This window comes from Pectobacterium peruviense (genome assembly GCF_002847345.1).
Taxonomy (GTDB): domain Bacteria; phylum Pseudomonadota; class Gammaproteobacteria; order Enterobacterales; family Enterobacteriaceae; genus Pectobacterium; species Pectobacterium peruviense.
Genome location: NZ_LXFV01000016.1, coordinates 183,880 through 199,701, shown reverse-complemented (window position 1 = coordinate 199,701; position 15,822 = coordinate 183,880). Strand labels below are relative to the sequence as shown.

The 15,822-nt window shown below is 53.9% G+C and carries 13 protein-coding genes; 4 read left to right on the top strand and 9 right to left on the bottom strand.

Features of this window, described 5'->3' with window-relative positions; genetic code table 11:
* Positions 1-271 precede the first annotated feature (271 nt).
* On the top strand, positions 272-1,402 hold the full coding sequence (gene mltA, locus A0G03_RS14180) for a murein transglycosylase A (protein ID WP_048259026.1): 1,131 nt from the start codon (positions 272-274) through the stop codon (positions 1,400-1,402).
* Positions 1,403-1,497: 95 nt separating this feature from the next.
* Here mltA and A0G03_RS14175 read toward each other — a convergent pair whose 3' ends face one another.
* The 7 genes from A0G03_RS14175 to A0G03_RS14145 all read right to left on the bottom strand — a co-directional run bounded on the left by A0G03_RS14175 (position 1,498) and on the right by A0G03_RS14145 (position 9,820).
* The gene (locus A0G03_RS14175; RefSeq protein ID WP_048259027.1) at positions 1,498-2,415 is read right to left on the bottom strand and encodes a 4-hydroxy-tetrahydrodipicolinate synthase family protein; all 918 of its coding nucleotides are present in this window, start codon (positions 2,413-2,415) and stop codon (positions 1,498-1,500) included.
* A 73-nt stretch (positions 2,416-2,488) separates the two neighbouring features.
* A complete protein-coding gene (locus tag A0G03_RS14170; protein WP_048259028.1) occupies positions 2,489-3,181 on the bottom strand; it encodes a TetR/AcrR family transcriptional regulator in 693 nt (230 codons plus the stop codon).
* Positions 3,182-3,184: 3 nt separating this feature from the next.
* Positions 3,185-4,537 carry a M20 aminoacylase family protein gene (locus tag A0G03_RS14165; RefSeq protein WP_048259029.1) on the bottom strand — a complete coding sequence of 451 codons (1,353 nt, stop codon included), beginning with the start codon at positions 4,535-4,537 and terminating at the stop codon, positions 3,185-3,187.
* Complete coding sequence (locus A0G03_RS14160; protein WP_048259030.1) at positions 4,530-6,257, bottom strand: ABC transporter ATP-binding protein; 1,728 nt, start codon at positions 6,255-6,257, stop codon at positions 4,530-4,532. Before A0G03_RS14160 ends, A0G03_RS14165 begins: the two co-directional genes overlap by 8 nt.
* The gene (locus A0G03_RS14155; protein WP_048259031.1) at positions 6,254-7,192 is read right to left on the bottom strand and encodes an ABC transporter permease; all 939 of its coding nucleotides are present in this window, start codon (positions 7,190-7,192) and stop codon (positions 6,254-6,256) included. The genes A0G03_RS14160 and A0G03_RS14155 overlap by 4 nt, the downstream gene beginning before the upstream one ends.
* 1 nt (position 7,193) lies before the next feature.
* A complete protein-coding gene (locus A0G03_RS14150; protein ID WP_048259032.1) occupies positions 7,194-8,180 on the bottom strand; it encodes an ABC transporter permease in 987 nt (328 codons plus the stop codon).
* A gap of 53 nt (positions 8,181-8,233) precedes the next feature.
* Positions 8,234-9,820, bottom strand: coding sequence for an ABC transporter substrate-binding protein (locus A0G03_RS14145; protein ID WP_048259162.1), 1,587 nt, complete (start codon positions 9,818-9,820; stop codon positions 8,234-8,236).
* A 539-nt stretch (positions 9,821-10,359) separates the two neighbouring features.
* Here A0G03_RS14145 and A0G03_RS14140 point away from each other — a divergent pair.
* On the top strand, positions 10,360-12,618 hold the full coding sequence (locus A0G03_RS14140) for a molybdopterin-dependent oxidoreductase (RefSeq protein WP_048259033.1): 2,259 nt from the start codon (positions 10,360-10,362) through the stop codon (positions 12,616-12,618).
* 56 nt (positions 12,619-12,674) lie between these two features.
* Positions 12,675-13,493, top strand: coding sequence for a tRNA cyclic N6-threonylcarbamoyladenosine(37) synthase TcdA (gene tcdA, locus A0G03_RS14135; protein WP_048259034.1), 819 nt, complete (start codon positions 12,675-12,677; stop codon positions 13,491-13,493).
* A gap of 14 nt (positions 13,494-13,507) precedes the next feature.
* Here tcdA and csdE read toward each other — a convergent pair whose 3' ends face one another.
* Positions 13,508-13,963, bottom strand: a complete 456-nt coding sequence (csdE, locus tag A0G03_RS14130) for a cysteine desulfurase sulfur acceptor subunit CsdE (RefSeq protein WP_048259035.1) — start codon at positions 13,961-13,963, stop codon at positions 13,508-13,510.
* 67 nt (positions 13,964-14,030) lie between these two features.
* Positions 14,031-15,236 carry a cysteine desulfurase CsdA gene (gene csdA, locus A0G03_RS14125; protein ID WP_048259036.1) on the bottom strand — a complete coding sequence of 402 codons (1,206 nt, stop codon included), beginning with the start codon at positions 15,234-15,236 and terminating at the stop codon, positions 14,031-14,033.
* Positions 15,237-15,419: 183 nt separating this feature from the next.
* On the opposite strand from csdA, the gene A0G03_RS14120 reads away from it, so the two are divergent.
* On the top strand, positions 15,420-15,641 hold the full coding sequence (locus tag A0G03_RS14120; protein WP_005975888.1) for a YgdI/YgdR family lipoprotein: 222 nt from the start codon (positions 15,420-15,422) through the stop codon (positions 15,639-15,641).
* Positions 15,642-15,822 lie beyond the last annotated feature (181 nt).

Sequence of the window (15,822 nt, the reverse complement as noted above, 5' to 3'; positions counted from 1 at the left end):
TCCGTGGATGCGCACTATACTCTCCGCGAACATTGATGCAACCTATTTCTGTAAAAAACGCTGTATTTGGCTGTTAGGTGATTGATTTACCGCCGGATGGATTGTTTTGTGAACGTAATGGGGATGATTTACCGAAAATGGCTTCTTGCGATACCGCGTACCGAACCGTTCTTCCTTACCTCATTGATTTATGCACTGTCCCATTCCTTTCTCGATAGGCGTTTGTTATCGTTCGACGGTAAATTTTTGATGTAAAAAGCGAGCGCAAAAGATGAAGGGACGGTGGGGAAAATATGTGCTGACCGCAGTGGTCATTGCCATTCTGGCGGGGTGCCAATCCAGGCCAACCGATCGCGGGCAGCAATATAAAGATGGTCACCTCAACCAGCCTCTGGAATTGGTGAATGAGCCTAATGCCAAAGGAAAACCGGTCAACGCGCGGGATTTCATCACTCAGGTTTCGGAAATTCGGTCAGCGTCACCGAATCTCTATACGCGCAATAATACGATTTTTCAGGCGATTGAAAACTGGATGATGTCAGGGGCGGATACCCGCGAACTGAGCAAATTTGGTCTGAACGCCTGGCAGATGGAAGGTGTCGATAACTTTGGTAACGTGCAGTTCACAGGTTACTACACGCCAGTATTGCAGGCGCGGCATACCCGTCAGGGGGAATTCCGCCATCCTTTATATGCTATGCCGTCAAAGGGTAAAAATAACCGCCGTCTACCGGATCGTGCCGGAATTTATTCAGGCGCGTTGGATGAGCGGCTGGTTCTCGCCTGGACCAACTCGCTGGTTGATAACTTCATGATGGAAGTGCAGGGCAGCGCCTATATTGATTTTGGCGATGGACGCCCGCTGACGTTCTTTGGCTACGCAGGCAAAAATGGTCATGCCTACCGCAGTATTGGCAAAGTGCTGATCGATCGTGGTGAAGTGGCGCGTGAGGATATGTCCATGCAGGCGATTCGCAAATGGGCGGAGGAGCACACCGAATATGAAGTGCGTGAACTGTTTGAACAGAATCCTTCTTTTGTCTTCTTTAAGCCGATGATGTCTGCGCCTGTGAAAGGGGCTAGCGCCGTGCCGCTGGTGGCGAAAGCTTCCGTCGCCTCTGACCGCTCGCTGATTCCAGCAGGGACTGCACTGTTAATGGAAGTACCGCTATTGGATAACGTTGGCAAATTCACGGGCAAGTATGAGATGCGCCTGATGATTGCGCTGGATGTCGGTGGAGCAATTAAAGGCCAACACTTCGATATGTATCAGGGCATTGGACCAGATGCAGGGCACTCGGCGGGTTTTTATAATCACTATGGACGAGTCTGGGTGTTGAAGAACGGACAAAGCAGTACGGCGAACGGCTCAGGCTCCCTGTTGGTCAGTAATCCGCAGTAGCTATTCCTTTCGTTTGATATCTCAGAAGTGGCTCTTATTTACGCCACTTCTGAGAGTAAATCCTCGCGTACTACACGCTAATCCCGAGAAGATAATCAGCTTTTAAAGCCGTATTTGTTACTCAGTCCTAATTCGTTCACGATGCGAACGCCGGAATCCAACGCTTCGCCCTGTAATCCTCTCAGTGGACGGCGCAGGCTGCCTGCCGGTAAACCTACCGCCTTCATCAATGACTTCACCGCCACCGGATTGATTGCCGAATAGGTGTAATGCAGTAGCGGCAGCAAATGCTGATAGGCTTTACGGAAACGTTCTGCATCCTCGCCGTTTTTCCACGGGCGAGAAATTTCGGCCAGTTCTGCTGGCGCAATATTGCCTGTCATGTTGGCGGTTCCATGGCCTCCCAGCGACATTGTTGGTACCACTAAACCCAGATTGGGCGAGTCGCAGCACATCACCGAAACATCAGGATTCCCCGCCAGAACTTGTGCGACCTGACCCACGCGAGTCGTGGACTCTTTATGAATAACATAGTTCGGGTGTTTGAAAATACGCAGCAGCGACGTCCAGTGCAGATCCGTTTTTACGCGTGGTGGGTTGTTATAGATCCCCAGTGGCAAATCGGTCGCGTCTGCAATTTCCAGAAAGTAGCTTTCGATATCGCTTTCGCTGGCGCAGATATAAGCCGGTGCGGCGATAATGGCACCGTCGGCGCCGCTGTCATGCGCATAGCGAACATAGTCAATGGTGGTATCGGTATTGTTACCGGTGCAGCCGTAGAACAGCTTCATTTTACTGGTGCTGTATTGTGCGGTACGGCGGATGATCGCTTTTCTCTCGTCGGGGGACAGCATGGAAACTTCCCCTGTTGATCCCATAATCAAAACGGCAGCCGTGCCGTTGTCTTCCTGGAATTTTAATAACGCCTCAAATGCGCCGAAATCCACGCTACCATCGTCATTAAAAGGTGTGATGAGGGCAACAAATGACCCTTCAATTTTTTCTCTGCTCATGTTTGTTTCCTGTTGGCGTATGCGTATTACGGATAAATAAAGATCGGAACTACTGCTCGCGATAAGTGTGTATTTAGGAGGCCTCAGTCAGCGGTGCGGCGATAAAGCCGGCCTCGACAAAACGTAATAGATGCGACAGCACGCGATCGTCATCGCGGTTGTCACATAGCCCTTTGGAGAGCAACGCCAGACGACCAGAACGCGGATCGGCGTCGGTTAATACGTGCATGGCAGCACCACGGGCAAATTCATAGCGCCAGATCACCTCTGCGCGCGATAATGCTGGCAGCGCATGAGTAAAGGCATCGATAAAACGGTGGGCGACCTGATCGAACTGCGCCGAAAGCAGGGCGGTGACTTCCAGACCCGGCGTCGCGCGTAGGTGCTGTAATAGTCGAACGACAATACGTCCGCCGTCGGGCGTGCGGGCCGTTTTAACCAGCGGGCGCAATAGTGCATCCAGCAGTGCGGCAACGGGCGGAACACCACCCTGATTGGCTTTTTCCACCTCATCCAGCAGACGCGTTCTTTCGTCATTTAACGGGCCAAGAACATGGTCCAGCACAGCACGCAGCAATCCTTCTTTCGAGCCAAAGTAATAATTCACTGATGCCACGTTCACGTTGGTGGCTTCGGTGATTTCACGAATCGTCGTGAGCTCACTTCCTTTGCTGGCGAAGATCGTGATGGCCTCACGCAGGATGCGCTGTTTAATGTCTGCCTCTTTTTCTTTGCTTTGCGCTTTAGTTTTCAATAACTCCATCATGATTCATCCTTTTTGTTCTTGAGCGACGCTGAGTGTATTGCCGTCATGCATTGTTATGTTTAGATCGTGGGATAAGTGGCTGTCGTTCTCGCTCTCCCCTGCTATTGATAACCCCAGCTCCTGATAAACCAGTTCTTGATGAACCAAGGTCGCCCAATAGCGGATCCCTAATGGAATCAGCGCATCATTAAAGTCGTAGCGCGGGGTATGCAGGTGATGCACGCTGGCCGCACCTTTGTCGCTGTTTCCTAGCATCATGAACGAGCCGGGACGCTGCTCCAGCATGTAGGCAAAGTCTTCTGCGCCGAGCAGCGGCGTCATGGCGGTTTCAACCTGCTCGAGTCCGACCACCTGCGCAGCGGCGTTAACGGCTAACTGCGTGGCGTGTGTATCATTAACCAGCGCGGGATATTGATGTTCATAGTGAACATCGGCCGTCGCACCAAAGCCCTGCGCAGTGCTGTGTGCCAGTTCTCGTAGACGTGTTTCCAGCAGGCGGCGAACGCTCGGCGAGTAGCTCCGTCCGGTTCCTTTAAGGATGACGCTGTCAGGGATAACGTTCGGGGCATGGATATCGCCGCCCTGAATATGGCCGATGCTGAGCACCGCTGCGTCCATTGCGGGGACGTTGCGACTGACTATCGTCTGTAGGCCCAGCATAAATTGTGCGGCAGGCAGCGTTGGATCGATAGAAAGGTGGACGCCTGAACCGCCGTGTCCGCCCGTGCCGTGAAACGTGACCTGCCAGGTGTCGCTGGCTGCCAGCATCGGGCCGCTGCGAATCGCGAACTTACCGACTTCGATACCGGGCTTGTTGTGAAGGCCAAATAGTCGATGGCAGGGGAACGTGGTCAGCAGGCCGTCATTTAGCATGGCAAGCCCACCGCCTAATCCTTCCTCTGCCGGTTGGAAAATAAAGTGCACGGTGCCAGCGAAATCAGGGTGCAGAGACAAATAGCGTGCGGCACCCAGTAGCATTGTGGTGTGCCCATCATGTCCACAGGCGTGCATTTTCCCTGCGTGTACCGAGGCATAAGGCAGATCGGTTTTTTCACTGATATACAGCGCGTCCATATCAGCTCGCAGGCCGATGCTGTCTTCACCGGGATAGCGGCCGCGTAAGGTGGCGACCACGCCCGTTCCACCGATACCGGTGGTGACAGAAAGCCCCCATGCTGTCAGCTTTTCCGCTACCAGTTGTGCGGTGGCAAACTCTTCGAAGCCGATTTCTGGGTGCTGATGAATATGGTGACGAATCGCTATCAGCTCAGGTAAAAAATCCTGAATGATCGATTCCATAACCGTTTGGTCAATAACGGTCGATGTGCTCACTTTGTGTTCACCGTTATTATCCATGCGCTTGCCTGCTCATTTGCTCTGGAGACACAGGCGCTTCGCGCTGCCCGCCGCCGGGGACGGCATCGATCAGTTTGCGGGTATACGGATGCTGTGGCTGATGCCAGATGCTGTGGTGATCGCCACTTTCCACACAGCGCCCGTTTTGCATGACCATGACTCGGTCGGCGATATAACGCACCACTGCCAGATCGTGGGAAATAAACAGCAGCGACAGACCCATTTCGTTTTTTAACTCCACTAGCAGATTGAGAATTTGCGCCTGAATAGAAACATCGAGCGCGGATACGGGCTCGTCGCAAATCACCAGTGAAGGACGTACTACCAGCGCACGAGCAATGCCGATACGCTGACGCTGTCCGCCGGAAAACTCATGGGGATAGCGATTCAGGCTGCTTTGCGGCAGACCGACGCGCTCGATGATATTGTTGATCGCCTGCTGTCGCTGCGAACGATCGCCAAGGCCGTGCACAATCAGCGGCGTTTCAAGAATATGCTGAATGCTGTGGCGTGGATTCAGTGAGGCATAGGGATCCTGAAAGATCATCTGTACCCGCTGACGTAACGCTTTCAGCCGAGATTCTTTTAGCGTGGTGATGTCTTGCCCGTCAAAAACGATCTGTCCGTGTGAAGGTGGTAACAAACGTAGAATGGTTTTGGACAAGGTTGATTTACCACAGCCGGATTCGCCCACCAGACCCAGCGTTTCTCCAGGTAAAATCGTCAGTGACACATCGTCAACCGCCAGCACCTTGCCCTGCGGTGTTGAATAGTGGGTCTGAATATTTTGCAGTGAGAGCAGCGGCTGCTGGTTCGTATCGGTGGCTCGGTGAATCAAGCTGGGCGGCGTCAGCAGCGTAAAACTGGAGTCGTCGTTCGTCGCCGCATGATGGATTTCCGCCAGCCGATGGGTACGGTAATGTCTGTCCTGATCCATATGCAGCGATGTCGCCAACAGCCCGCGCGTGTAGCTGTGTTTGGGGAAAACGTTATGCTTGGATGACTGAAACAGGTCAGATGCCTGTGCTTCTTCTACTTTTTGCCCGGCATACATCACCGCCACGCGGTCGGCCCATTGCGCAACCAGCCCAAGATCGTGAGTAATCAGCAGCAGGCTCATCGAGAATTCACGTCGCAGATTATCCAGCAGCGCCAGAATTTGTGCCTGAATGGTGACATCCAGCGCGGTGGTCGGTTCATCGGCAATCAGCAAGCGCGGGCGGCATGCCACTGCCATGGCGATCATGACGCGCTGACGCTGGCCGCCAGACAGGTTATGAGGGTAGTTATCCACCCGACGCGCTGGTTCTGGGATCTTGACCAGATCCAGCAGCTCGATAGCACGAGTCCGTGCCTGTGCTGGCGTTAGGGCTTCATGCAACCGCAGCGTTTCACTAATCTGCTGCCCTATAGAGAGCACGGGATTGAGCGACGTCATCGGTTCCTGAAAAATCATCGACAGCGCATTGCCACGCAGTTGGCGCATCTTGCGATCTGGCAGGGTGAGCAGGTCGTGTCCGTCAAACAGAATACGGCCACTGATTTTTCCCGGCTCGGCGACTAGTCGCATTAGGGACAGCGCCGTCGCGGATTTACCGCAGCCGGATTCACCGACCAGCGCCAGCGTTTCACCGGCGTTAATCGTCAGGTTTAGCCCTCGAACAGCTTGGTGACCGGGAAAATCGACGCGTAAATCTTGAATATCGACCAGCGGCTTCATGCGCTTCTCCCCCGTAAACGTGGATTCAGGGCATCGTTCAACGCGTCGCCAACCAGATTCAGTGACAGCACGGTTAAGACCAGCGCAGTGCCGGGCAGGGCGGTAAGAAACCAGGCGGTACGCAGCGATTCGCGGCCTGCGCCAATCATGCTGCCCCAGCTCACGCGGTTCGGATCGCCAAAGCCTAAGAAGGATAAGGCGGACTCAATCAAAATTGCCGAGGCAACCATGACCGACGTGGTGACAATGATCGACGGCAGCGCGTTCGGCAGCATTTCCTGAAAAATGATACGCAGGCTGGAAAATCCCTGACTGCGTGCGGCTAACACAAAATCGCTTTCACGCAGCGAGCGAAACTCGGCTCGTACCAGACGTGCAATCGTTGGCCATGCGGCAATACCGATGGCCAGAGAAATCAGCGTAACCGAAGGGGAACCGATGGCGACCAGTACCACGACCAGCAAAAAGGTCGGGAAGGTCTGGAACAGTTCGGTGATGTGAACCAGCAGGTCATCCACCCGACCACCAAAATAGCCCGCCAGCGCACCGACGACGGTGCCAATTAACAGGCTGACCATCACGGCTGAGAAGCCGATTTGCAAGGAAACCTGTGAGCCGTGGACGATGCCAGCAGCGACATCCCGGCCCATTGAATCGGTTCCGAATGGGAAATCAGGGTTTTCGCCCGGCCACAAGAAAGGCTGAGCGACCATATCCAGCGGATCGCCGGGATACAGTAACGGCGCAAACACCGCCATCAGAAATACCGTAATCAGCAACAGCAGGCCAGCCATTCCCGCGGGATTACGGATAAATGCACGCACCTCCGGCGACAGGCGAAAAGGTGTTTTTAACGGGCGAGTCGCCGCTGAGCTAACAACGCCATCAACTGCGGCTTTCTTCGACGCGAGGTTTTCAGGAGAAAGGTTATTCATATCAGCGAGCCTTAATTCGGGGATCGAGCCAGGATTGCAGTAAGTCCACTAGCACGTTAGCCAGAATGACTAAGAAAGCGGAAAGCAGCAGGACACCCAGCAAGACGTTGAAATCGCGTGCCATCACCGCTTCCAGCGCGAGACGACCCAGTCCCGGCCAGCTAAAGACCGTCTCGACCACGGCAGCGCCGCCCAGCAGATTGCCGAAGTGCATACCGGCAACGGTAGTAATTGGCAGCAGCGCACAGCGCAGGATGTGCCTGATGGTGACCCACAGCGGCGATAGCCCTTTGGCATGCGCGGTGCGTACGAAATCCTGCTGAGCGATTTCCAGCATGGCCGCTCGGGTCAGGCGAGCATAAATGGCAATGAAAAAGCTGCTCAGCGCCAGTACTGGGAGAATGGCATGCTGCAACATATCCTTGAAATACGCCCAGCCAGTCAGGTTTGCACCGATGGTGATGTTGCCGCCGCTTGGCAGCCAATCAAGATGAACGGAAAACAGAATCAGCGTCATCAGGCCGATCCAAAATCCCGGTGTGGAATAGAGCAGCAGGGCGATCAGTGAAAGCAGACGATCGGGCCATTTACCCGCCCATACCGCCATTATTGCCCCCAGTGTGATGCCGATAACGATGGCAAATACCTGTGACAGCAGCATCAGGAACAGCGTGCCCGGCAGCCGTGACAGGATCAGGTCCATCACCGGTGCGTTGTAGCGGGGAGAGAAGCCGAGGCTGAACTGTGCCAAATTGCCCAAATAAACCGAGAGCTGTTGCAATATGGGCTGATCGAGACCGAATTGGGCGCGCAGGTGTGCCATGGTTGCTTCGGTCGCGTTGCCTGATTCGCCAGCCAGCACATCAACGGCGTCTCCCGGCACCAACTGCAACAGGAAAAACACCAGAATGATAATGCCAATCGCCGTTGGCAGCGCATGAAGCAGGGTACGCCACAGTACGCGCCCGATTCGTTCTACTTTATTCATCACATACCTTCATGAGAGTTCCCCTGCCCGCGCAGGGGAATGCTGTATTACGATTACTGATCCACCCATACGTCGGCCAGGCTGCCGTTGACGCCCTGAATATCCGTGACGACGTTATGCACACGCTTGTTGTAAATCGTCTGACGCTTAATCTGGAGCAGGTTCAAATCAGGAATATCCGTGGCGATGATGCGTTGGAACTGTTTGTACAATTCCACGCGTTTTTCAGGATCGGTTTCCACCGAAGCCTGCTCAAGCAGACGGTCGACTTCCGGGTTGCTGTAATGCGAGCCGTTGCCGAAAGGCACGCCCGGTTGATAGGTTTTTGACCAGTACAGGCGCTGCACGCCTACCGCTGGGTCGAACAGGTTTGAAATAGAGCCGTTGTTGAAATCAAAGTCGCGGTCGGTATAAACACGCTTAACAAAGGTGGCGAAATCCTGAGAGCGAATGGTGACGTCAATACCGACTTTAGCCAGCGATGATTTGAGGTATTCCGCTACGCGTTTGAAGCTGTCGCCATAGGGCATGAAGTCATGTACCAGCTTGAAGCGGATGCCGTTTGCCTGACGCGGGAAGCCAGCCTCGTCCAGCAGCTTGTTCGCTTTGGTAATATCGAAGCCATAAGGTGACGGCGTCGTATCATGGAACTGCGCCAGCTCCGGCGTAATCGGCGTTGGTGAGCTTACCGCATAGCCGTACCACACCACGTTTTTCAACACATCAATGTTGATGCTGTGTGCAATGGCCTGGCGAACCTTCAGGTTCTTCAGATAATGGTTATCCAGATTGAATTCGATGCGGGTTTGCGTCGGGCTGTAACCATAGCCAGCGGTTTCAATGCCCAGCTTGGGGTTTTTCTTGATGCGTTCAATTTCACTCAGCGGAACAGGAGAGTCGCTTCCCAGATCCAATGCGCCGGTTTCAAGCGCAATTGTGCGAGTGGCGGCATCGGGGATGATCTTCACCACCAGTTTATCGACGTATGGCTTAGGGCTGTCCCAGTAGTTCGGGTTACGTTCATAAAGGATATGGCTGCCACGCACCCATTCCTTGAACACAAACGGGCCAGTACCAATCGGCGCAGTATTGTGAGGATTAGACAGAATATCTGTGCCTTCGTATAAGTGCTTCGGCACGATAGGTGCTTCGTTGGCGGAGAACGCGCTCAGCAGATAAGGTGCGGGTTTTGATAGTTCCAGGATCGCGGTATACGGATCGGGAGTCTTCACTTCGGTGACGTTGGCAAACGTGCCCTGACCGCGTGAATTGTATTTTTTGACGGTCAGAATGGAAAACGCGACATCCGCAGAGGTGAAGTCTTGCCCGTCATGCCATTTCACGCCTTTACGCAGGTGGAACGTATATTGTTTACCATCCGGGCTAACCGACCAACTGGTCGCAAGCTGCGGGGTTGGCTTCATATCGAAATCGTAATTCAACAGCCCTTCAATCACCTTGGCGTTGATCTTCATCACCGCGCCGCTGGTGCTAACCAGACTGGTTAAGACCGGCGGCTCAGGCTCGGCCAAAAAATTCAGCGTGCCGCCACGCTTGGGCGTCAACGTTTCCGCCTGTGTGGCAAGCCCGAAGAGCGAAGATGTCAGAATCAGCGCTGACAAGAAGAAATTTTTTTTCATATTTCCCATCCGTATGCAGAGGGCAGAGGTGTGCTCTCCGCTTTTATTTTTTAATAGCGTGTTTGAATGATGTGTTTGGGGTGACAGACAACGCACCTTTCTCTTCAGAAGGAAGAGAAATAAGGCTGGGTTAAGTCAACATCGGGGCAGTAATGAAATAACGTCATTACTGTTGCTGTGTGGCGTAATGGTTTTCATGCTGCGTTCCTGGTTTGAATAACGAACAAAGAATAAAACTGCCTGAATTTTAAGGCGGGTCACTTAAGCCTCATTTTAGGAGATACACGGGGATGAGATTCCCGCAGGGATAGCTCGCCCCGTGGTCACTCCGTGTATCTCGGTTCTTAAACGATCGGCTTTATCCTGAACCACCTCTTTATTTTCTGGTTAAACCCTAGCCCAACATGTGTTTTAAACGAACGTTTAAATATGGATAACTAATGCCAAATTATGCATAAGTTATTCACTCTTCTTGCTGTTGGGGACGTGGATAATTCAGGTTATTATCCATCCTGCTAATTATTTATCCTGAGGTTGTCATGGCGATTAAACGTTATCCACATCTTGCGCATTGGGGCGCGTTTACCGCTGTGGTTGAAGACGGTAGGTTGATTCGATGTGAGCCGTTTTCGGGCGATCCAGCCCCATCCGGCATGCTCGATTCCATCGTGCCGCTGGTGTATTCCGACCGACGTATCCGTCGGCCTTCGGTGCGCCGTTCTTGGCTACAGAAGCGGGAAAACAGCGATAAAACGCTGCGTGGCCGGGAGGATTTTGTTGAGGTGGATTGGGACGTGGCGCTCGACCTGGTCGCGCAGGAAAATCGCCGTATTCGAGATCGCTACGGCGCGGATGGCCTTTTTGCCGGTTCCTACGGCTGGTCGTCTGCTGGACGTTATCACCATGCGCGTTCTCAGGTACGCCGCTTCTATTTCTCCGGCGGTGGAGCGGTCGACCAACAGGGGAATTACAGCTGGGGTGCCGCACAGTTCTTCCTGCCTTATGTGATCGGCACCTTCCACCCGCTGACGGGCAAGGTGACTGAATGGCGCAGCGTCGCCGAACATTGTGATATTTTCCTCGCGTTTGGTGGGCTGGCGTTAAGAAATTCGCAGATAGCCTCCGGCGGTGCTGGGCACCATACACTGAAGCCTGCACTGGAAGCGCTGGTGGCGAAAGGGATTCCCGTTATTAACATCAGCCCGATGCGCGACGATTGCCCTGAGTTTGTGAATGCCGAGTGGATTCCTATCCGCCCGAATACCGATGTCGCCCTGATGTTGGCGCTAGGCTATGAGATTCAGCGTTTGGGCGCTGACGATAAGGACTTCCTGCAACGCTACTGTGTCGGTTATGAGCAACTGAGTGACTATTTGCACGGTCGTGGTGACGGCGTGGTGAAAACGCCTGAATGGGCCAGCGATATCACGGGTATCCCCGCCGAGCGGATCCGGCGTTTGGCGCAGCAACTGATCGGCGTGCGCAGCTTTATTACCTGTTCTTACTCGGTGCAGCGCGCGCACCGTGGCGAACAGCCGTACTGGATGATGATCGCGCTGTCTTCTATGCTGGGGCAGGTGGGGCTACCAGGCGGTGGCTTCTCCTTCGGCCATGGCTCGATGAACAGCGTCGGTAACGAACGGATTTCAACGCCTGCACCGGCTTCGCCGTCTACCACGAACGCAGGACGGGCGATCCCCGTAGCGCGTATCGCCGATATGCTACTGCATCCGGGAACGCCTTATACCTTTCAGGGGGAAACGCACACTTACCCCGATGTTCATCTCATTCACTGGGCGGGCGGTAATCCGTTCCACCATCACCAGCAGTTGAACCGTCTGGTGGACGGCTGGCACAAGCCGGATACGGTGATTGTGCAGGATATCGTCTGGACACCCGCGGCGCAGATGGCTGACATCGTGCTGCCTGTCACCACCACGCTGGAGCGTAATGATATCGGCGGATCGTCCCGCGATCGCTTTATCTTTGCCATGCATCAGGCGATTGCGCCGCAACATCAGGCGCGTAACGACGTGGATATCTTCAGCGAACTGGCGGAGCGTCTGGGCTATAAAGACACGTTCACGCAGAACCGCAGCGAGCAGCAGTGGCTGGAACATCTTTATGACGAGTGTAGAGCAAAGCAGCGAGATTTCGCTGACAGCTGGCCGTCATTTGAGGATTTCTGGCAGCAGGGGCATGTAGAAATCCCGATGGATGAAAAGCCGTTTGTGTTCTTTGAGGATTTCCGCCGCGATCCGCAGCAGCATGCCTTGAGTACGCCAAGCGGTAAGATCGAATTGTTCAGCTCAGCCATCGCCAGCTATGGCTATGCCGATTTTGCGCCGCATCCTGAGTGGCAGCCTCCCGTTGAATGGCTGGGAGCCAAAAGCACGGAAGAATGGCCGCTGCACTTTATTTCCATTCAGCCATCTGACCGCTTACACAGCCAACTGGCGGCTACGCCGCAGGTTGCCGCGAATAAGACCGCAGGAAAAGAGACGCTGTACATGCATCCGCAGGACGCTGCTGCACGGGATATTATCGACCGTTCACAGGTGGAAGTCAGAAATGCGCGTGGTCGTATTCTGGCTGGCGTACAGATTACCGACGGCGTAAAGCCGGGCGTCGTGATCATGTCCACCGGTGCCTGGTTTGAGCCCGGCTTCGGCCAGAAAACGTGGCATCCGGTTGAACAATCAGGAAATGCGAATGTACTGACGCTGGATATTGGCACGTCGCCGCTGACGCAGGGGCCGAACGCCATGAGCTGTCTGGTGGATGTCGTGCGGGTTTAGCGCTATTCTGAGCCGCTTTTATTTTCCTGTGATTTTGTTTTCGTAAGGTTGGTTGAATGAATACGCAATTATCCGAAGCCTATTTGCAACGCTTCGGCGGCACCGCGCGGTTATATGGTCAACAGGCGCTGGCGCTGTTTTCTCAGGCTCACGTTTGCGTGATTGGCATCGGCGGCGTCGGTTCCTGGGCGGCTGAGGCGCTGGCACGTACCGGCATCGGCGCGATTACGCTGATCGATATGGATGATGTGTGTGTCAGTAATACCAACCGCCAGATTCATGCATTGCGTCAACATACCGGACAGTCGAAGACGGAAGTGATGGCGGAACGTATTCTGGCGATCAACCCAGAATGCAACGTCACCTGCGTGGATGATTTCATCAGTGCGGAAAACGTGGCTGAGTTTCTCGACCAAAACTTTAGCTATGTGATTGATGCCATCGATAGCGTGCGCCCGAAGGCTGCGCTGTTGTCGTACTGCCGCCGCTATAAGATCCCGGTGGTGACAACTGGCGGCGCGGGTGGGCAAATCGATCCGACTCGGATTGAGGTCGTCGATCTGGCCAAAACCATTCAAGATCCGCTGGCCGCCAAGCTGCGTGAACGGCTGAAGCACGATTTTAACGTGGTGAAAAACAGCAAAGGAAAGCTGGGCATCGACTGTGTGTTTTCCAGCGAACCGCTGGTTTATCCGCAGCCTGACGGTTCCGTCTGTGCGTCTCGCAGTACGGCTGATGGGGTGATGCGTATGGATTGCGCGTCAGGCTTTGGCGCGGCGACGATGGTCACCGCAACCTTTGGGTTTGTTGCGGTATCTCATGCGCTGAAGAAAATGATAGCGAAAATGGAACGAGCGTCTGCGGTGCAGAAATAGCATCGCGTAATCTGCTATTTGCTCGCTGCTTCTCGTTCGGCAATGTCCTTGATTCTGGCGGCTAACGCGGCCAGACCGCTTGAACGTGAAGCGCTGAGCTGAGCACGTAGCCCCAGCGTATCAAATAGCGCCAGCGGATCCTGCTGTAACAGCGCTTCTGGCGTTTTTCCCTCAGCGGCGGTTAGCAGTACCGCCAGTAATCCCCGCACGATGCGCCCGTCGCTATCACCGTAAAAATGTAGCCTGTCGTCTTCCTGACGTTGGTAACCTAGCCAGACGCGATTTTCACAGCCGGATAATGAAATATCCTCGGTTTTTAGTGCATCGGGAAGCGCTGGTAGCGTCTTTGCCAGCAAAATGAGCTGTCGATAGCGATCTTCCCATGCCCGGCAATGATCAAATCGTGCCAGCAGATCGGCAACGGTGATGGGGGGGCCAAAAGGATGTATGTTGTCGGTTGTCTCGGTCATAGTCCGTCGTCGATCAATAGGTTGTGGGCGACAATAGTGTGTAGTTGATTATCGTTTGTAGCGTTGATTAGTCACTCAGTAATTCAAGGGCATTGCCCATCGCGGCGATCAGCGCAGCAACATCTTGCTGGTTATTATACGGGGCAAACGAGGCACGGATCGTGCCGCTGACGCCGAGTGCGTCCATTAACGGCTGCGCACAGTGGTGTCCGGCACGCAGTGCGATGCCGCTTTCGGCTAACAGCGTAATCAGATCGCTGTGGTGTACATCGGCAATGTCAAAGGACAGCACGCTGGAATGCGGGCTACGGAAACTGCGAAAGCCGGGAAACTGTGCCAGATGCGTCTCGGCAAGCTGCGCCAACTGTTGGCTGTGCTGCTCTGCGGCGTGCCAATCCAGTGTGGTCAGCCAGTCTACCGCCGCAGATAGACCAAGCACACCAGCGATATGCGGCGTTCCCGCTTCAAACCGCTGTGGAATCGCCTGCGGTTTGAAGCCGTCAAAGGAAACCTGCGTCATCATTTTCCCGCCGCCTTGCCACGGCATCATGCTTTCCAGCAATGCGGTTTTGCCATACAGCACGCCAATCCCGGTGGGCGCATAAAGCTTGTGTCCGGAAAATGCGTAGAAATCGATATCCAGCGCCTGTACATCCGGTGGGCAATGAACGATGCCCTGCGCGCCATCAACCATCACCACCGCGCCATAGCGGTGAGCCAGCGTAATCGCACGCGCCAGATCGGGTAAACCACCCGTCACGTTTGACATCTGACCTAGTGCCAGCAGGCGAGTTTTTGGCGTGATCAACGTGGCTAGCTGCTCAATATCCGGTAAGAAGTCCGTGCCTATCGGTAGCTTCACCACGCTTGCGCCAGTTTGCTGCGCCACCATCAGCCACGGAATGAGGTTAGCGTGATGCTCCGCTTCGCTAACGATGATCTCGTCGCCCGGTTGAAGGCGAGGGCGGGCATAACTCTGCGCGACCAGATTGATCGCTTCCGTTGTGCCTCTGGTCCAGACAATGGAACGCGGATCGTCTGCATGGAGTAAGGCGGCGACTTGCTCGCGAGCGCCTTCAAAACGCTGAGTTAGCGCCTGTGCGCCTCGATGCTGACTGCGGTGCACCGTGCCACTCTCGCTGCAATAGAACTGCTGCACAGCATCAATGACGGACTGCGGTTTCAGCGCGGTCGCGGCGCTATCAAGATATACCGTCGAGTGCTGGAGTGCGGGGAACTGTTGGCGAAAAGTTGCAGGGTTAAACGGTGTCATGAGCATCCTCTTATAGAGGATAGATCCTGTCCCATTTTGTCGAGAGAGACAAGTTTAGGACTATGCCTAATGCGATTTTATGGAAAAAAAATCAATTATTGCTACGCTTTAAAGTGTTAATTTTCAGGATTTCCTGATGCATCAGGTTAACTATAAGACATTTAAATTCATCGAGGGTTAACTATGAAGAATAAAATTTCTATTTTTGCCGCCATCGTGATGGCGTTTTCTCTGGCAGCCTGTTCGAGTAATTACGTCATGCATACGAATGACGGGCGTACCATCGTGGCTGAGGGGAAACCGAAGGTTGATGATGAGACGGGTATGATCAGCTATACCGATGCTTATGGTCAGCAGCAGCAAATTAATCGTGATAATGTGAAAGAAATGGCGAAAGGAAAATAGCGCCGTTGCCTGTTATCACACACTGCCTGTTAATCTGCGCCAGACTCACCTAAGACTGTCATGGCGTTCAGGCGTGAAATCGTAAGCAAAAAAAAGCACCGCAATTTGCGGTGCTACATAAAAAATCACTTTGGACAGACAGGGTAAATGTACAGGAAGTGAATAGGGTAGACTCGCTACC